Source organism: Brevibacillus sp. SAFN-007a (assembly GCF_051967035.1).
In the GTDB taxonomy this organism is placed as follows: domain Bacteria; phylum Bacillota; class Bacilli; order Brevibacillales; family Brevibacillaceae; genus Brevibacillus.
In genome coordinates, this window is record NZ_JBQCKK010000009.1 from 13,431 (window position 1) to 32,368 (window position 18,938).

The 18,938-nt window shown below is 54.7% G+C and carries 15 protein-coding genes; 11 read left to right on the forward strand and 4 right to left on the reverse strand.

What is annotated here, in order from left to right; genetic code table 11:
* Positions 1–277 precede the first annotated feature (277 nt).
* Positions 278–4,624: a DUF5057 domain-containing protein gene (locus ACTHO6_RS11745; RefSeq protein ID WP_440241743.1), complete on the forward strand. Its 4,347-nt coding sequence runs from the start codon at positions 278–280 to the stop codon at positions 4,622–4,624.
* Positions 4,625–4,697: 73 nt separating this feature from the next.
* Here ACTHO6_RS11745 and ACTHO6_RS11750 read toward each other — a convergent pair whose 3' ends face one another.
* Genes ACTHO6_RS11750 through ACTHO6_RS11760 form a run of 3 tightly spaced genes read right to left on the reverse strand, consistent with a single transcriptional unit; the run spans position 4,698 to position 7,883 of the window.
* Complete coding sequence (locus ACTHO6_RS11750; protein WP_440241744.1) at positions 4,698–6,602, reverse strand: hypothetical protein; 1,905 nt, start codon at positions 6,600–6,602, stop codon at positions 4,698–4,700.
* A gap of 4 nt (positions 6,603–6,606) precedes the next feature.
* Positions 6,607–7,368, reverse strand: coding sequence for a PilW family protein (locus tag ACTHO6_RS11755; protein WP_440241745.1), 762 nt, complete (start codon positions 7,366–7,368; stop codon positions 6,607–6,609).
* Positions 7,365–7,883, reverse strand: a complete 519-nt coding sequence (locus ACTHO6_RS11760) for a type IV pilus modification PilV family protein (protein ID WP_440241746.1) — start codon at positions 7,881–7,883, stop codon at positions 7,365–7,367. Before ACTHO6_RS11760 ends, ACTHO6_RS11755 begins: the two co-directional genes overlap by 4 nt.
* 178 nt (positions 7,884–8,061) lie before the next feature.
* Here ACTHO6_RS11760 and ACTHO6_RS11765 point away from each other — a divergent pair, with 178 nt between their 5' ends.
* The 10 genes from ACTHO6_RS11765 to pilO all read left to right on the forward strand — a co-directional run bounded on the left by ACTHO6_RS11765 (position 8,062) and on the right by pilO (position 18,405).
* The gene (locus ACTHO6_RS11765) at positions 8,062–8,733 is read left to right on the forward strand and encodes a hypothetical protein (RefSeq protein WP_440241747.1); all 672 of its coding nucleotides are present in this window, start codon (positions 8,062–8,064) and stop codon (positions 8,731–8,733) included.
* A 23-nt stretch (positions 8,734–8,756) separates the two neighbouring features.
* The gene (locus tag ACTHO6_RS11770; RefSeq protein WP_440241748.1) at positions 8,757–10,334 is read left to right on the forward strand and encodes a VanW family protein; all 1,578 of its coding nucleotides are present in this window, start codon (positions 8,757–8,759) and stop codon (positions 10,332–10,334) included.
* A gap of 34 nt (positions 10,335–10,368) precedes the next feature.
* Complete coding sequence (locus ACTHO6_RS11775; protein ID WP_440241749.1) at positions 10,369–12,027, forward strand: GspE/PulE family protein; 1,659 nt, start codon at positions 10,369–10,371, stop codon at positions 12,025–12,027.
* Positions 12,028–12,065: 38 nt separating this feature from the next.
* Positions 12,066–13,109, forward strand: coding sequence for a type IV pilus twitching motility protein PilT (locus ACTHO6_RS11780; protein ID WP_440241750.1), 1,044 nt, complete (start codon positions 12,066–12,068; stop codon positions 13,107–13,109).
* Positions 13,109–14,317, forward strand: coding sequence for a type II secretion system F family protein (locus ACTHO6_RS11785; RefSeq protein WP_440241751.1), 1,209 nt, complete (start codon positions 13,109–13,111; stop codon positions 14,315–14,317). Before ACTHO6_RS11780 ends, ACTHO6_RS11785 begins: the two co-directional genes overlap by 1 nt.
* 20 nt (positions 14,318–14,337) lie before the next feature.
* Complete coding sequence (locus ACTHO6_RS11790; RefSeq protein WP_440241752.1) at positions 14,338–14,790, forward strand: competence type IV pilus major pilin ComGC; 453 nt, start codon at positions 14,338–14,340, stop codon at positions 14,788–14,790.
* 107 nt (positions 14,791–14,897) lie between these two features.
* On the forward strand, positions 14,898–15,671 hold the full coding sequence (locus ACTHO6_RS11795) for a prepilin peptidase (RefSeq protein WP_440241753.1): 774 nt from the start codon (positions 14,898–14,900) through the stop codon (positions 15,669–15,671).
* Positions 15,672–15,822: 151 nt separating this feature from the next.
* Positions 15,823–16,824, forward strand: coding sequence for a type IV pilus biogenesis protein PilM (gene pilM, locus ACTHO6_RS11800; RefSeq protein WP_440241754.1), 1,002 nt, complete (start codon positions 15,823–15,825; stop codon positions 16,822–16,824).
* A 6-nt stretch (positions 16,825–16,830) separates the two neighbouring features.
* Positions 16,831–17,490 carry a PilN domain-containing protein gene (locus ACTHO6_RS11805; RefSeq protein WP_440241755.1) on the forward strand — a complete coding sequence of 220 codons (660 nt, stop codon included), beginning with the start codon at positions 16,831–16,833 and terminating at the stop codon, positions 17,488–17,490.
* 18 nt (positions 17,491–17,508) lie between these two features.
* Complete coding sequence (gene pilO, locus ACTHO6_RS11810) at positions 17,509–18,405, forward strand: type 4a pilus biogenesis protein PilO (RefSeq protein ID WP_440241756.1); 897 nt, start codon at positions 17,509–17,511, stop codon at positions 18,403–18,405.
* Between the two features lie 32 nt (positions 18,406–18,437).
* On the opposite strand, the gene psiE is transcribed toward pilO, so the two are convergent.
* Entirely contained in the window at positions 18,438–18,854 is a 417-nt protein-coding gene (gene psiE, locus ACTHO6_RS11815; RefSeq protein ID WP_440241757.1) for a phosphate-starvation-inducible protein PsiE, read from the reverse strand.
* Positions 18,855–18,938 lie beyond the last annotated feature (84 nt).

Below are 18,938 nucleotides of genomic sequence, written 5' to 3' on the forward strand. Positions count from 1 at the left end.
TTCGCATCCTTTTTCATGAGAGGTGTACGATGATTTCCTTCTTTACTATAAACCAACGGGGAGAGAAAAGGTATGCCTGCCGCGAACGGATGCTGGCGAACACGGACGAGCGTCATTGTCGCAAAGTTATTAGTGCAAAAGTACCAATATTGACGTAATCTGATAGTAATATAGTCGTTGTTAGCTGCTGACCGCGAGAAGGGAGGCCGCGCTTATTTTTGCCTGGGGCGTTGAGACGTAATCAGCCAAAAAGGAAACAGAGGAGGAGAATGGGAGCGTGAGAGTATGGAGACGTTTGCTAGTATTCTTGCTCATGGTTCAACTGACGGTGGGGGCTTGGGGGCCGCAGTCGATGGCCCATGCGGATAGCGGGGCGGATTTGAAAAAGCAGATTTTGGAGATTACGGATTCCGGCACTCCGGAGCTTTCTTTGCCCGGCTCCGACTATGCGATTACGACGATGAGCATGAAAAAATTCGTCGCCATTCGCGAAGAGCTGGACGGGAAATACGATGCGATCTACATCGGTTCCGGGAAGTACAGCACGGACCCGGTAAGCTATCGCAACATGGAGAACGCCAATTCGCCGACGGATCGGGCCAACGCGCACGATACCAAAGACAAAATGAACGACATCACCGATCTGAAGGCAGAGGCGATCAAAAAGGAGTTCGTCAGCAAAGGCCAACTGGTAGTCTTGCACAACGATACGGTCACCAAAAATACAGGCAAGCTGAAAAAGCATTTTACCCCTTATAAAAATAGTAGCCAAATGAACGTCCTTTTTGTCGGCAGCGCCGCAGATGCTGCAAAGAAAATCGCGCAACATACGGCGACAAGACCGCGTCTGACCCTGCTGTCCCAGCCTAGCGACTATACGCTGTCCCAGCATGAGGTGTACGGTCCGGGAGAAACGATCTCCTATACGTTCAAGCTGGCGAATGGCGCTGCTTTTGCCGGACGCGCGCTGAGCGCCAATTTGTACATCGACGCTGACTTCGACAAGGGATATGAGCCGGAAGAGCTGGTCAGCACGACTTCGCTGGTGGGGAACAGTGCCGCCAACGAGCTTTCCTTTGTCCTGCCAAAAGGGCTGTCGACGCTGTACTACTGGAAGCTGGAGCTGGTAGACGAAGCGACCAAGCTGAAGGATTACCGGACAGGCATTTTTCAGTTCCGCGATCAAAAGGTGAACGTCAGGGTACTGCAAGTGACGGTAGACGCCAATGATGCGAGCGATTTGAACAAGCGGATTCAAAAGGCGTATCTCGACAACGGCACCGATTACGCGCTGCAGATTCAGACGATCTCGATGAATGATTTCAACAAAACGTACTATAAGTCCTTGAACGGCAACTACGACATGCTGGTGTTTGGCTTCCGGGATACATACAACGAAGGCGCGTCGATCAGTGCCGCAGCGGCCGAAGCCGTGCAATCCTTTATCCGCACAGGCCAGGGCGTCATGTTTTCGCATGATACGATCTACCGCAGCAGCAACAACTGGCTCACGTATTTCAAACAGATCAGCGGGCAGATCGACCCGATGCACAATCTTGGGCTGGGGGCACCGAATCGCTCGAAAACGACCAAGCAAGTCAACAGCGGCTTGCTGACGCAGTACCCGTTTGCTTTGGGCGAATCCGTCACGGTGGCGGAAACCCACGACCAGTACTATACGCTTGACCTGGAAGATCCGACTGTCATTCCGTGGTATAACATGCAAGGTAGCAACCGGGACGTCGACGATAGCTGGAACCATTACTACACCTACTCCAAAGGAGGCGTCACCTACTCGGGTACGGGCCACACCTCCAACAGCTTTCCGGATTCCGAACAAAAACTGTTTGTCAACACGCTCTACCGCGCCTTCATCGGGGCCAACCATGCGCCGCTCATCACGATGATTGCCCCTCATGACAACGAGCGCATTCGCAGCACCGACAAGGGATTCGATATCGTGTTCCGCGTGGACGACTACGATTTGAAAGACTTTATGCTGAAAACGCGAATCTACGTCGAGGACAAGCAGGTCTACTCTAATGAGCGCACAGGCAACGGCTCGATTGTGATTCATCAGGCGGAAAATACCAAGCCGAACGGCGGCGAGATCCAGATCAGGGTGGAAGTGGAAGACAGCAGGGGAGCCAAGCAAACCGTCACGCGAAAAGTCATCGTGGACAAGGTGATGCCAGCGCTCGCGCTGTCTCGCAAAGTGCTGAACGAAAATCCCGGACGGATCAAGAAAAGCGACCCGATCGCGATCGAGTACACGATCGAGCCAAGGGATATTCCCGCAAGCGAGCTGGCGGTGACAGGTCTGCGTCCCATCTGGATGCCACAGCGGAGCTACTCGCTTGGCGAGGCGTATTCGTTCCAGGACCCGACAAAAGGGGAGTTTGGACCGATTGCGTGGGCAAGTCCAAGCACTGGCACTGCCTACCTGAATCTGTTGAAGACAGGCTACACCCAATCCGTTTCGCTCGGTGCGACCGTCCAAACGCTGCCAAGTAGCAATCTGAAAAACGAATGGATGGAAGGCTTGAAATATTTGTACGAGCGAAAGGCGGTCATCACGCTGCCGATTGTCGACGAGACGAAGCTTTCCGACGATTCGACCGTAGCGCCGATCCTCAACTTTGGCCGCTTTGAAGTGAAAAAAGATGCGGCGGGCAACTACACAGGCGTTTTTCAGGGATACGTGTATCAGGTGACAGGCAGCCAGCTTGCCTTGAAAAACATCAGCTTCAGCGAACTCTACCCGGAGGGCATGGAAGTGAGCGGCAATTCCGCAGGGTGGCAACCGTCTCTTGCAGGAGGCAAAACGCAACTGACCGGATTGTTGCAGGATGTGGCGTACAGTCTCGTGAATACGCCCGCTGGCAAGGTGTATCGCGCCGCGAAACAGTCCTTCACGGTAGAGCTGAAAGCAACGAAAAGCGGTCTGTACACCCTCAACCAGGCCCAGTTAAGCTACACCGATTTTACGGAAGCGGAGATTACGGACAAGTTCAACAGCGTGAACGTCCATGTGTACACGGCTGTGGAAGGCGTCACGCTCAATAAAGAGCAGATCACGCTCGTCGCGGAAGATCCGGCTCGGAATACCGAGAAGCTGGTGGCCACTGTCTTCCCGGCTGACGCCGAAAACAAAGACGTGAAATGGACGTCCAGCAACGATAAAGTAGCAACCGTCGACTCGGCAGGGCGTGTCGTCGCTGTTGGCAGCGGCCAGGCAACGATTACGGTGACGACGGTGGATGGCGGATATACGGACACGTGCCTGGTCATCGTGTCGGCCCAGCCGCAGTTGACCATGACAGCCGACCATGGCTGGAACAGCTTGTATCCGGACGAAGTAGTCATCACGGCAGACGTGATTCATGTCAGTAAAAACGAGGCGCTGCAACCGGATTTTCGCATCAACGGTACTCCTGTAGACCCAGGCGCACCGAAGGCTACGCAAGAGGTCGGCTCCGGTCTGTTCAAAACGACGTACCAGTTTACGATAGCGCAAGACCAGGTCTCGTTGGGCGGGCCATTTGTCGGGCCGGCGGTAATCACGGGCCAGGTGAAAAGCGGACTGGGACAGCTGTCCAACGAAGTGGAAGGGAAGATTTACTTTAACCCGGTCGTCACCGTTACGGCGACGGGCGAGCGAGAGGGCAGTTCGCAGACAGCGAAGCTTGTCGCCACGCCAGCCGGAAAAATCATGCCGAATGCAAGCTTTGGCTGGGTGGCTGAGAAAGACAACCGAAATGTCAACCACCAGACACAGCTGACCGACTTCACGGACGGCACCATTGCCCGGAACGTTCTGTTAAAGCCGGGCGTGAATTACTTCGTTGTCGCCATGCGTCAGGACTTCAATGAGGACGGAGACACAACCGATCCGAATGAAATGAGCGTGTCCAAGGTCATTACGATCAGCGGCAGCGAATATCCGGAATTTACGGCGGTGGCAAAACCGGTGTTGGAGCTGGAGAGTACGGGAATTGTCAAGGTGACGCCTGAAAAGCATGTCACGGATGAGACGATCTGGAGATACAGCACATCGCCCAATCCTTCGGCCAACGACTTTACGGTCATCCCCGACATGAACGGCAAGAAAGACTACTATCTGGAGATTCCGCTGCGCACAGAAGGCGGGAAGTACGTGGATACCCGTGTCGTCATCCAGGCAGATAATGGCGATGGCTTTGTGACGACGCGCCAGGTTGTCCTGACTCCGCCGGATGCAGGAAAGACCCCGTACGCTTTTGTTACCTCTACAGGCCGGGTGCAAGAGAACAGGGCGGTAAACGTGCATCTCGGATACTCGTTCCGAGACCTGAATGTTCCGAACAGGCTTGAGGTTCACGTAAAAAATGCGAAATATACGATCGTGCAGGTAGGCAGCGGGGAGCCTGGCACCTCGGTTGCTCTCCCCCGCGGTCAGCTTTTTGCCGAGAAATTCCTGAATCTGAAAACCGATGATTCGAAGACGAAAACATACAGGATCACGGTAGAAGTCGAATACACCGTGACGATGATTCGCGAAGGAGTAGCACCAAAGGAATCCCCGATCCAGCATGCCCAGAGCGAATTGACCGTCACCGTTCTGGCTACGGGGACACGTCAGTAACCAAGCCCTGACCGGAACGAAAAAAAGTGCCCATGCGAGACGAACTTTATCGCATGGGCACTTTGGCGTTTTCTTACTCCAGAAGCGGTTCTCCGACTTCGGGATATTCTTTGTCGTACAGGTCGATGTGAAACCGGTCGCCAGGCGGGAGGCCCGGCGTCTTGACTTCGAAAATGTTGCGGTCAAAAGAAATCGACATGTGCGTCGGGGGCTGATCTCCCCGCGGTTCGCGCACGGAGTTCAATTCGATGTAGCTGGTACCCGCCTCGACGGCATCACGCACGCTGCGGCCTGTAGCGATTCCGCCGATCAGCCGATTGTGGGAGTGGATCGAATAAATCTCCATGGCGCTCTCCGAATACAGGAAGGCGGAGAGCGGATAAATGTCCGTGCTGTCGATCGAGCTTTCGTCCGTGTATCTGTCTGTCAGGCTGATCGTGCCGGACGCGATAATGACCAGGTTGTTCTTTTTGTGTCCCGGTTGCGTTATGTTCCGAATTTCCCGAATGACCACATTGCCATCGACATAAACCGTCCCGTCGATGGACACGTCTCCGACAATGTCCAGATTTCCCTTGATGTAGATCGTGCCCGTGTAAGTGAAAGGCTCGCCTTCCTGGTCCGGCTGCGCCTTGAATGAGCCGCTTCTGCCCATTTCTACCGCTGCCATTCCTTCGCCGTCCGGACCGCTAATGTACAGCTGGCGAATGTTTGCCAGCGCATTTCCCGTGAACCGGGCGGTCAGGTTCAGGAAGTCGGGCGTATCTTCGCGATAAGGCGATTCGATCACGAGCAGTTCGCCGTTCGGAGCGGATGCCTCCATAAAACCAGGGGGCAAGGGGTCAGCCGCTTCCTCCGGGTCTCTGAACCATCTGGCAAATTCCACAGGCTCCAATTGCTGGGCGCTGCTAGCGAGCTGCTTGCCTTCGCGAATGCGGTCGTAGACGTATTGCGCCGTGTTTTCCCCTTGCTCTTCCGTAAACAGCGAATCGGTCGGACGATGGGTTTCCGTCACGATGGGCGGTTCGTACCCGGGGATGTGCGGTGTCTTGGGATCCGCACTGAGCGTAATCGTAGGTTCCTCCGTGTCGGGCAGAGGACTGGGGACGAAGGCCGCTTCCAGATCATCGAGACGGGGGCCGGAAAAAGCGGTGCTGCTCGGCTCCTCTGCGGGAATAGCGGCAATTTGCATCAGGCGGCTGCGGCTCGGCAGGAAAATCTCGCCCTCCACGTAGTTGGGACCGCTTGTGCCGACCTCCCAGACGACCTCATCGTTGGTCGGATCGCTGTCCTCCGTATTTTTCAGCGAGCTGTAGCGATAGCGCGAGCTGGTCACCACCGAGTCGGCGGCGATGTTGCCAATCACGTTGCTCCCGCCGAACAGCCGCAGTTGGCCGGGCGTGCTGATCGCATAGTGGAACGGCGCAGGCACCGTATTCACATAGACCGTCGAGGTGAGCTTGACCTTGCGAAAATTTTCTGCCCGGTCGGGAATGCCGATCACGGACACCTTGAGCTTCAGGACATACGGCTGGCTGGTGCTGCCGGTATCGCGAGGAATCCGCGACTCGATGGCGGTATGGATGGCGAAGCTGCCGTTCATGCCGGGCAAGCGAATTGGTTTGTATGTATTCGGTTCCGTAGCGGAGATGCGCTTGATGATCTCGATGACTTTGTCGCTGGATTGGGACACGGGTTCCGCATTGGCGATCGCCAGAGAATCCCGCAATTCGCTGATCGTCCCATTTCCGTGAAGGAAGGAGCGGGGCATCTGCAACTGCGTCTCCAAATACTCCTGAAAGTAGGCCAGTCCCGCGTCTGCCAGCAGCTTGCCTTGCACTTCATCTTCGGAAAAGACTCGCTGCTTGACGCTCTGCATGGTGTGGCTCGCGAGCGACAGGGCCAGAGCCGTGAACAGCACGAGGATAAAGAACACGATGACAAGAGCGCCGCCTCTCTCTTCTTTGACGATCTGCATAGATTCACCCCTTCTGTTCGCTGCCCAGTTCGATTTCGGTACGGACGACGCGTACATACCGGGCTTTTGGCGTGTTTTGTGTCACGGCCTTCTCTACCTCCGCCCAATTGGCAAACAGGGCGTCGTTTTGCTTGTCCTCCTCGGTGGCAGGGAGCGGGAACGAGCCGTAGCGCAAGGCAACGACAAGATAGAGGATGACCTGCTTTTTGGCAGCATCGCCGCTTTCTTGCGGAGGCATTGCGAAAAAGCCTTTTGCCAGATACAGATGGCGATCCACAGGAAAGGGAATATGGCTGCATGGCTGGATATCCGACCCTTGGTTTTCACAAGGGGCAAAAGAGTACGTCTCTCGGGTGAGAAGCGATATGGTTTGCGTGTTTTCGCTGGCTGGCTGGATTTGGACGGACCGCTTGTGCACATAGAGACGGTTGGAGCTGGCCGCATCGTCAAATTCGGGAAACGAGGCGCGGATGATCTGGCGGGCGGCTGCATCGTCTGCTGATTCCGGATCGGAGGAAGGCAGCTTGACGTAGCTCGCTTCCTGAACCGTGCGCATCACGCTGCCGATGAGAAAATCCGTATCGTTTCGCAGCGTGTTTTGGAGCGAAGTCGTTTGATAGATTTCCACTCCCTTGACGTACACACCGATCAGCGGTATCAGGATGGCAAAGAAAATGAGCGACGTAGCGAGAACCTCGACAAGCGTAAGGCCGCGCTCATCCTGCACCCATTTGGGGAAACGTGGCTTGCGTGTCCGGATCATCATGTGTCTTTTTCCTGCCCCCTCTCTGGATTCGCGATCAATGCTTCCAGCTCTGCCACCTTTGCATCGTGCGAAAAAACGCGGACGACGATTCGGATGAGGGATTGGGAAGCGGTCTCTTCGGTTGTGACGAACCGGGGAAGTACATAGGTCTGGTAGACGCGATCGTTGATGGTCAGGTCGGCAAGCTTGATTCCTTTGAAATCGTTCGGCCACTGGGGAGCAGCGCTGGAGCAGATTCCGGCAAGCAGCGGAAAAGAAAGCGGTTTTCCCAGATAGCGATCTTCCAACAAGATCTCCTGCTCTTGATCGGCGGGAATCATGCCATTTCCGCCCCGCCACTCTTCCACGGTCTGCCTGGCCAGGTTCATGGCGACTTGCCGATTGTCCTGATTTCCGGAAATTTCAAAGCTTCTGACGAGAAAGTGGCTCAGAAACAGGAGGGCGATGGAAAAAATCAGAAGCGATGCGACCACCTCGACCAAGGACAAGCCTTTTTCATTATCTAGTACTTTCATCCTGGGTATCCTCCTGGAAAGGTTCGTGACCTTATTGTACACGAAATGAGAAAAATAGGACATGAGGCAGGAATTTCAAAAATTCAAAAAGGAATTTGTCCATCGAAGTCGAATCGGGTTAGGGAGAAAGAAATGGGTCTATTGGCATGTTTGTGTGAGAGGATAGGGTGAAAACGAGATGGATACAACAAGTGTCCTGCTATTTTTGGGTGGTTACATACTCTTGTCTTCTCTCTTTTTGGCGCTTCTCTATCCGCGGGCGAAACGCATGTTTTCCCGAAAAAGCTGGCTGGTAGCAGCAGGAGCGGTGGGGATCGGCGCGGGTTCTCCTTTTTTTGTGGCTTACGCAAGTCTATGGCTGTGGCTGACCGTTTTTTTCTTGCTCGCACTCTGCCTGGCCTGGGGTGCCTGGAGGCTGTCCGCAGGGCCGGGGCAGGCGGGGGGATTTGCTCCCGGTTTGTCGCTGGCGGCCCAAGAGGAGCTGGATCGGCAGCCGTCGTGGATGGTGGAAGAGCCAGCAGAAAGCGAGCTGGCGGAAGAAGCCGACCGGGCGGGCTTGGCGGAAGTCGCTGTGAGCCAGGAGGCAGGCAGCTTGCCGGAAGCCCCTCTGGAGGAGGAGCCGATCCGCTACGACTTGTGGCAAGGGGAAGAAGCGGAGCCGCTTCCGTATCTGCCTGCTCCCGAGCCCCCGTCGCGAAAAGAGGCGGGCGAGGAAGCGGACGAGGATCGGATCATCTACTTTTTTGCAGAAGAGCCTCCTGCCGAACAGGAAAGCATGCCCGACACAGGGGAACGGGCAGAGGAGAGTGGATGGCATTTCGTCCCCGATGAACAACAGACGAATGGATAACCGTTACAGAAAGGCGTTGACGTATGTACGCAACCCAAACCGTGCCCCCGCGGCGCTATTGGTTTTTCTTGGCCGTGTTTTTTGTTCAACTGGTTCTGATTCCTGCGCTCTCGCTTTTTTCGATGGTGGAATGGGGAGGCGTCACCTTGGGCGAGAAGATTTTCCAGGAAGGGATCAGGATCGCATCGCTTCCCGTTGGCGGCCATCTTTATGCGGAAGCAAGGCAAAAGCTACAGGAGGCCGTGCAGGCCAGACAGCGTACGGAGATTCGCTTCGTGCTGGATGGACAAGCCTACCCGATTGACGCAAGCAAGCTGCAAATCCGCTTTGACGTAGAAGCGGCTTTGCAGGAGGCGTATGCCCGTTCCAGGGAAAAAAGCGGCTTTTTCTCCCGGCTGTGGGGAGCCTCTGCGCCCGTCAATGTGCCGATCAAGGTCACTTATGATCGGGCGGAGCTGGCCAGGCAGCTGGACGCGATTGGACAAACAATCGAGCGTCCTGCCGTGGCAGCGACAGGCGTTGTCTCGGGGAATACGATCTCGATTGTGCCGGAGGTGGTCGGATACCGGCTTGATCTGGAGCAGTCCCTGTCTGCCTTCGAACAAGTCATGTCGGCCAATCTCGCGGATTGGTCAGGCGAGCTTCGTCTGGCTGTACAGGAAGACGTTCCGCCGTTGCGAAAATCCGAGCTGGAGTCGATCAAATACTTGCTGGCAGAGCAGTATGTGCCGACAGCCGTTTCGGGAAGCAGCGGCCTGACCAATTTGCAACAGCTCGTCTCCCGTTTGAACGGCTCGATTGTTTTGCCAGGCCAGACCTTTTCCTTTCTGGAAGCGACAGGGCCGTACAAGCAGGAAAACGGCTACGTGCCGCTGCCGGCGCTTGCTGACGAGCAAGTCGCTATTGACCAGCTCGGCGGAGCCGCGACACAGGCGGCGACCGCTCTCTACCAGGCGGTTTTGAAGAACCGTCTGTCCGTGATCGAGCGATATGTGGCCCCGCGGCCCGTCACGTACGCCAGTGCCGGTCTGGAAGCGCTGGTCAAGGAAGATGAATGCGATCTGCGCTTTGTCAATACGACGAAAACGCCGCTGTTTATCCATGCGGCCCTGGCGAACAATCAGGTGCGGCTGGCGCTTTTCGGGGCAAAGCCGGATGTGCCTGCGGCGACGCTCGTCACGGAAAAGGGCGAAACGGTTTTGCCGAGTACCATTGTTCGCGTCGACCACACGCTCGGGCCGAACGAAGAGGCGATCGAGCGAAAAGGCAGCGAGGGCTTTACGGTTGCCGTTTACCAGAGCTGGCAGGAGAACGGGGCCTGGCGGAAACAAAAAGTCTCCGAGGATTACTATAAGCCGCTGCACAACATTGTGGCGGTAGGCCCTGTTCACGAGAAAGACAAGAAGCAGGCAACAGCTGCGCAAGGGGAGCAACAGGAAGGCGATGCGGCACAGGCTCCGGTCGAAACGGCTGATGACAGCGAAACGTCTGCCGCTGCCCCGCCTCCCGACATCTCCGGGCCAAGCGGTCCCGCCACAGGCGCAACCGACGAAAGCGCGGGCGAGCCGCGCGTGGAAAACGGCATTATTTATCAGAGGTAAGGAAAAGCAACCGTACGTCAGAGGGGGGAGTCTCTTGTCCCGCAAAAGGCTTGGCGACATCTTGGTCGAGAGCGGCATCATTACCACTGACCAGTTGCAGGAAGCGCTGGTCGAGCAAAAAAAATCGAAGCTGAAGCTGGGGGACCACCTGCTGCAAAGCGGCTACATTACGGAGCAGCAGCTGATTGAAATCCTGGAATATCAGCTGGGGATTCCCCATGTCAGTCTGTTCCGCATGCGGCTGGAGCCGTCCTTGTCGGCGATTGTGCCGGAGGAGCTGGCGCGTCGCCATTCCTTGGTCCCGCTGAAAAAAGAAGAGAACAAGCTGACTGTCGCCATGGTGGACCCGCTTGATTACTACGCGATTGACGAGCTGCGGATGAGTACGGGCTTCGTCATTCAGGTGGTCATCGCGACCCGGGATGAGATTCAGCGAGCCATCTCGCGGATGTACAGCATGCAAGGCTCGTTGCAGGAGCTGATGGAAGGCATCGACGTGCCGGAGGATTTGGAAGAAGCGCGGATTTTTGACGACAATTCGCCGATTGTCCGGCTGGTCAGCCAAATGTTTGAGCAGGCTGTCCAACTGCGTGCCAGCGATATCCATATCGAGCCGATGGAAGACGGCATCCGCGTCCGCTTCCGCATCGATGGTCTGATGAAAACGGAGCGGATTCTGCCCAGACACATGCAGGGGATGCTGACAGCGCGGCTGAAAATCATGGCGAATCTGAACATCGCCGAACGAAGGGTGCCGCAGGACGGCCGGGTGCAAATGAATGTAGACTTCAAGGAAATCGATATCCGGATGTCGACTTTGCCAACCATCTACGGAGAAAAAATCGTCATGCGTCTCCTGGACCTGTCCAATGCTTTGGTGGAGATGAGCCAGCTCGGTCTGTCGAAGCGCAATCTGGCGATGTTTCAAGAGCTGGTTACCATGTCCAACGGGATTGTGCTGGTGACCGGACCGACGGGAAGCGGGAAATCGACGACCTTGTACGCGGCGCTCAACCATCTGAATTCGGAGCATGTCAACATTATTACGGTCGAGGACCCTGTCGAGTATCAGCTGGACGGGATCAACCAGGTGCAGGTCAACGAAAATATCGGGATGAGCTTCGCCTCCGCGCTGCGCTCGATCTTGCGACAGGACCCGGACATCATCATGGTCGGGGAGATTCGCGACAGGGAGACGGCCGAGATCGCCATCCGCGCCGCCTTGACCGGGCACTCGGTGTTCAGCACGCTGCACACCAACGATGCCGTCAGCAGCATTACCCGTCTTGTGGACATGGGCATTCCGCCGTTTTTGATCGCTTCTTCGATTCACGGCGTACTGGCGCAGCGACTGGTCCGCCGTATTTGCAAGGACTGCAAGCAGGAATACAAGGCGTCGGAACAGGAGAAGAAGCTGTTTGCCCAAAAAGGGTTGAGCGTCGAAACGTTATGGAAGGGCAAAGGCTGCGCAAGCTGTCTCATGACCGGATACCGGGGCAGAATCGCCGTTCACGAGGTGTTCAAGCTGGATGACACGATCCGCTCCATGCTGATCCAGAACCTCCCGTCCCACGAGTATAAAAAGTATGCGATGAAAAACGGGATGGTGCTGCTGTTCGATGACGGCTTGCTCAAAGTCAAGCAAGGGATTACGACCATGGAAGAAATGTATCGGATCGCGGTCAGCCACTGACCAATGACGGCCGACGTCAGGGAGAGGGAGGATGAAGCATGTCTCGCGTCGATATCATCAAGCTGTTGAAGTACGCCGTTGAAAAAAGAGCATCCGACCTGCACATATCGGTAGGGACATCGCCTGTCTTTCGGATTGACGGCGAGTTGAAACGGCTGGATATACCGCCGCTCACTCCGGAAGACACCGAGTCGATGGCCAGAACCTTGATCCCGGAGCAGATGTATCCCACCTTTCAGGAAAAAGGCGAGCTGGATTTCTCGTACGGCCTGGCAGGTGTATCCCGGTTTCGGGTAAATGCGTATCAGCAGCGCGGCTGCACAGGGATCGTGGCCCGGGTCATTCCCGCATCGGTGCCTACCATTGAGTCTCTCGGCATGCCGGAGATTTTGCGGAAATTCTCGCAAAAGCCCCAAGGACTGCTGCTGGTAACCGGGCCGACAGGCAGCGGGAAATCCACCACGCTTGCGGCGATGATCGACTCGATCAACCGGACGATGAAAAAGCACGTCATTACCTTGGAGGACCCGATCGAGTATTTGCACAAGCATCAGCTCTCCATCGTGAATCAGCGCGAGATCGGCTTTGATACGAAAGATTTTGCCAGCGGTTTGCGGGCAGCGCTGCGCCAGGATCCGGACGTGATTCTCGTCGGGGAGATGCGCGATCTGGAGACGATCAGCACGGCGATTACGGCGGGGGAGACCGGACATTTGGTGCTGGCCACGCTGCACACGTCAGACGCGCCGCAGACCATCGACAGGATCATCGACGTGTTTCCGGGCAGCCAGCAACCGCAAATACGGACGCAGCTCGCTTCCGTCCTGGTCGGCATTATCTCGCAGCGCCTGGTTCCGAAGGTAGGCGGAGGTCGGGCAGTAGCCACAGAGATTCTCGTCAATACCCCTGCGGTCGCCAACCTGATTCGCAGCGAAAAGGTGCATCAGATCAAGAGCATTCTCCAGACCAGTAGGGAGCTTGGCATGCATACGCTGGAAATGTCGATCAAGGAGCTGATCGCAAGCGGCACGATCACGCTGGAAGCAGCCCAGTATTTCCTGAATGAGAGGGTGCTGGAGTAATGCCGACTTTTCACTATGAAGGCCGCGAACGGACAGGAAAAAAGGTCAGAGGCAAAATGGAAGCCCCTGCAAGAAGCTCTGCCATCATGGAATTGAAGCAGCAAGGCGTGCTCGTGTTGCGCATGCAGGAGAAGACCAAAGGCGTGCTCGACCGCCATGTGGAGTTTACCCGTCCGGTAAAAGGAAAAGATATCGTCATTTTCCTGCGCCAGTTTGCCACGCTGATTCGCGCAGGTATCGGGATCGTGGAATCGGTACATATCCTCGCCGCGCAAACCGAGAGCAAAAAGCTGCGCAACTATTTGATCGAGATTGAAGCGGATTTGCAGCAAGGGACGCAGCTGTCCGAAGCGTGCGCCAAGTTTCCGAAGGTGTTTGAACCGCTTTTCATCAGCATGGTGCGTGCGGGCGAGGCGTCGGGCAATATGGAGCTTGTGCTGGACAGGCTGGCCGCGTTTTATGAAAAGTCCTACTACACCAAGGAAAAAATCAAGTCTGCGATGGCGTACCCGGTGACGGTAGGTTTGATGGCTGTCATCGTGACGGTCTTCTTGCTGGTCAGCATTGTGCCGACGTTTGTCGATATGTTTGCAGGATTTCAAGCGGAATTGCCGGCCATCACAAAAGCGGTCATGGGTTTCAGCAACAGCTTGATGGAGGTTTGGTATCTCTATGTTATAGGTCTTTCTGCCCTTTTTGTCGGTTGCAGAATATTTGTCAATACTTCTTATGGACGATATTATGCCGATTATGGTATGTTGAAACTACCAATATTCGGCAAGCTGCTGCAAAAAGGCGCGATAGCGAGAATGACGAGAACGCTTGCGACGCTCTTTGCCAGCTCGGTTCCCATTTTGCAATCGCTCACCATCGTAGAGGGAGTGGTAGGAAACCAGCTTATCAGCAAATCCATTGGCGAGGCGAAAGAAAGCTTGCGTCAGGGTCGGCCTTTGTCAGAGCCATTCAAAAAATCCTGGGTAATCCCGCCGATGGTGTCCCATATGATTGCGGTCGGAGAAGAGACAGGCTCGCTGGATTCGATGCTGGACAAGGTCGCAGACTTCTACGAAAAAGAAGTAGAGAACGCTGTCGACAAAATCAAGTCGCTGATCGAACCGATCATGATCGTCTGTTTGGCCGGAATTGTAGGAACCATCGTGTTATCCATTATGGTGCCGATGTTTGATATCTTCAGTAAAGTAAAATAACGGGCGGGGAGGACTTGGCGATGTTAAAGAGGATTTGGAAGAATGAGAGAGGGTTTACGCTGATTGAGCTGCTGGCGGTGATCGTGATTTTGGGGATCATTGCTGCGATTGCGGTTCCTTCGATTGGGAATATCATAGACAATTCCCGCAAAGATTCGCATATTGCGAATGCTCGCATGATTGTGGATGCGACTCGGATGTATTTGGTGAATAACTCGAGTGCAACATCACCTGTGACACTGGAGACTCTCGTAGAAAACGGTTATATCAACAATCCGACTGTGCCCGGATTTGACGACAATTACAACCAGGACGACACCAAAGTGACCTTTTCCAAAGATAAGGAAACCGGACATGTTAAGGAATACCTGGTTACGCTAGTAGTGGGTTCCCAGTATGTTATTGGTACGGAAACACAAGGAGATAACGTAGACGAATTAACTCGTGAGAAGGTAACATTGCCCACAAACTAGTAAAGCTCACAATTGAATTACGCTGCTGCTATTAGACTTCCTTCACAAGAAGAAGGAAGTCTTTTCTGTAAGCCTGTTGCAGTGATACTCCCAGCAGAGGTGAACAAATGCTCCAACTCCCACTCTCCATAAGCTTCTTCCTCCTCGGCCTCCTCTTTGGCTCCTTCTACAACGTAGTCGGGCTGCGGGTGCCAAAAAAAGCGTCCATTCTTCATCCGCCGTCGCATTGTTCGTCTTGCAAGCGGCGGTTGTTGCCCGGAGAATTAATGCCGATTGTTTCCTATCTGCTCGCAAAAGGAAGATGCAAGGGGTGCAACACGGCGATTTCTCCGCTCTATCCGGTGATGGAGGGTTTGACAGGGCTTGGCTTTGTCCTCGTCTATTGGCGGTACGATCTGACCTGGGAGACGCTGCTCGGGATGTTGTTTGTCTCCCTGCTGTCGATCGTCACGGTGGCGGATTTGGCGTATCGGCTGATCCCGAATAAAGTGCTGCTGCCGTTCTTTTTGCTTTTTCTCGTGCTGCGCTTCTTTTGGCCCTACGGCGACGCCAGCTATGCAGCGCATCTGATCGGGATGGCAGCAGGGTTTTTGTTCTTTTTGCTGCTGGCGGTCATCACGCGCGGCGGGATGGGGGGCGGCGATATCAAGCTGTTCGCTGTGATCGGGATGTTTCTGTCGCCTCCCTTGCTCTTTTTGACGGTGTTTCTCTCCTCGGCCTTTGGTGCCTTGTACGGACTTGCTCTTATGGCGAGCCGCAGGGCAACGCGCAAGTCGATGATTCCGTTCGGGCCTTTTATGGCGCTGGGAGCCGTCACCGCCTACTTGTACGGCGCGGATATCGTAGATTGGTATGTGTCCTTCTATGAATCCGGGTCTTGATCCGGATCGGCCGCTATGTACGGCAGGGCGGAGGGGAGCTTTGTCGAATGTAGTAGAAAAACAAGCAACGCATTTCCGAGCATGACTATAGAAAGGGTGGCATTGCATGGGGGTCCATCTGCCGTTTCTCCCGTCGAAGAAGAGAATAGGCATGACGATAGAAGATGACGGGATTCGCATTGTCGAGACGTCGCAGAGCGCGGGAGCTGTCCAGATTCACCAGATGGGCATGATTCCGTTGGAGCGCGGATTGCTTGTCGGCGGAAAAATTATGGACCAGCAGGCGCTGGAGCAGCAACTGTCCGCAGCGAAAAATCAGCTGCTGGTAAGCGGCAACAAGGTATGCTTGGCCGTACCAAGCTCGTTTGTCGTCATCAGGAAGATCGCTTTGCCGCGAGTGCCGGAGAAGGAAGTCCGCCCCTTGATCGAGATCGAGCTGGAATCCTCCGTTCACTTGCCGTTTTCCCGCCCTTATTTCGACTATTACAAGCTGCCCAAAAACAATGTGTGGGCGCTTCCTTCCCGATTCTCCGCAGAAAAGCTGGGAGCGGGAGAGGAGGAGCAATATCTGGTCATTGCAGCGCCTGGCGATGTGATCGACCAATATTTGTCGCTGTTGAAGCTGCTTCGTCTGGAGGCGACTTCGGTTGACATCGAGCCGCTGGCGCTGTATCGGCTCCTGTCCAGCAGCGGGATGGAACTGAGTCGGAATCTTCTGGTGGTGCAGCTTGGGCTGCGCTCCATCAATGTCGGCATTTTTGAAGGAGATATCCCGGAGTTTTTGCGCAGTATTCCGCTTGACCTGGAGCACTACAAGAACAGTGCGGATGAGAACGGGTTGTCGACCAAAGAACTGCTGTCATTCCTGGAACATCGCAGTGCCTTTTCCGCCTTTGCGGAGGAATGGGTGCGGGAGCTGGAACGGGTAATCAACTTCTACCAGTTCTCCTTGAAAAACGGGACGGTCAAGCTGGATACGATGTATCTCACAGGGGACTTTCCCGATTTGGACAGAATGGTCAGGTATTTGCGCGAACGACTTCCGCAGTTGAAGATCGCGCCGCTGCCGCTAGAGCGTATGGAACACGTAGGGGCAAACCAGGCAAAGCTGCAAGCCTTTTCTGTGGCGCTGGGATTATCTTTGAGAGGTTGAGGGCTATTGGTTACGATCAATCTGCTTCCGCGAAAGAAGCGGTTGTTTACCGCTTCTCATATCGTTTTGGCAGGCATCGGCTTGACGTGGGTAGCTGCTGCCGGCTTTCTTTGGCTCACGTATTACGCGGCGACGGAGTCGGTCGCTTCCTTGAAACAGGAAATCCACATGAAAGAAACGGCGATTGCCGCCATGCAAAAACAGCCGGTCGCTGTGCAAGCGGAAGACTCGCTGGAGCAGTATGTGCTTTTTTCCGAGAGGATGCAGCAACTGTTTTTGCCGACGAGCCTGCTCCTGGATGAGGTGGCGCGCGCTTTGCCCGAGCATGGCCGTCTCGATAGCATCAAGTACAATTTGAGCGGCCAGATTGAACTGGAAGGCAGCTTTGAGCAGTACGAAGATGTGGCTGCGTACCTCCACCATTTGCAAGCCTCTCCCTATGTGGCAAAAGCGGAAGTGACCAGCATCAGGGCGAGAGAAATCAAATGGCAAGGCGCTGTCGATGAACAGGGAAAGCCGCTGTCTGCCATTTTGAGCACCGTTGGTGGAAAGCTGCTCCCTCGCTATACGGCTTCCCTGAAGATCAAGGCGATCACGGTTGATTTGCAAGAGCTGGCTGCCAAAGAGCAAGCTAGCCCAGCAGGAAAAGCCGAAGTGAAGAAGTAAGAGGAGGGGAACCGCTGCATGGGCGAAAAGACGCGTCAGATTGCACTCTTCATCTTTGTGTTATTGTTCGCTGCCTTGGCAGGAGCTTACTATGTATACATCGTACCTGCTACGGAGCAAAAGGCGAGTTTGCAGGTGCGGCTTGAGAAATTGAAACAAACCTTAGCGCAACTGCAAACCGCACAAGCGACGGAGCCGACAAATCCAACCGTGCTCTCCCAGAGAGTCTTAGAGGCGATTCCCGTCAGACCGTATGCGGATCAGCTCATCAAGGACCTGGAGAGGCTGCAATCGGTCAGTCGGATTTCGATTGAAGAAGCCTCCTTTTCCGAGCGGGAAAAGCTGACGGCAAAAGAGTTGGCGAATCAGCTCACCTACATGGATCAAGCAGAGGAAGCGGACGGCGAAGCGCAGGCAACCGGCGAAGGAGAGCTGCAAAAACAGGTGGATGAAATCGCCGGGCAGGCTGTCGAGTCCACGCCAAAAGCAGGCTCGGCAAGCGGACAAAAAAAGCCGGGTGCGGAGAACGCAGAACGCCAGGTGAAGGCGGACATGATCGAAAATTACTTGCCGCCGATCCCGTTTCATAGCGTGGAAATCTCCCTCAAGATCAAAGGAGATTACAAGGAGATTTATCGCTTTGTGACCGAATTGCAAAAGATGTCGCGTTACTTGCGCGTCGATCAGCTCGATTTCCAGTCGAACCAAAAAGAGGAGCTTGTGATTCCGGAAGACACGAAAATGAGTGCCACGGTCAAACTGACGAGTTACTTTGCGCCCCAGTTTGAAAAGGAGCTGGACAAGCTGCCAGCCGTTCAGGTGGGAGGGCCTTCCGGGAAGTGGGACCCAATGCAGTACGGGACGATCAAGAAGGAAGACGCCTCTGTCGCCCATCCTGTGAACGCGCCGAACTAGCCGTACCACCCCTCCATGCCTGGAGGGAGCCGCTATTTTTCCGGACGTTCTACGGGAGTTTTGTTGATGATGAAATAGCTGACAATCAGCGTCAGAATCACTCCGGAGTAGATCAAGGTGTTGAGCGGGTTGTGATGATCCACGATAATCAGACGCACCATGGCCGTAATGCCGATGTACAGGAAATAGCGTAGGGGAAAATGGTAGTTCTCGCGAAAGTATTTCACAATCATCGCAATAAATTCGAAGTAAAGAAAAAAGGCAATGATCGCTTCGAGAAATTCGTTCAATGTGGAGTCGTTCGAGAGCATCATTTTCCCAAAGTGAATCAGTTCTTTGCCAAGCAGCACGCAGAGGATGACGGCCAGAAAAATCAGCGAGAGGTTGAGGATCAGTTGGAGCAGCGACGCAATGGAGAAGTGCTTGAGAACGGCTTTGACACGGTTCATGACAGTGACCTCCTGTAGAAAGAATAGCGGCAAGCACCACCAGTGAAAGATGTTCCATCAATATAAGAAAAATTCCGAATAGAA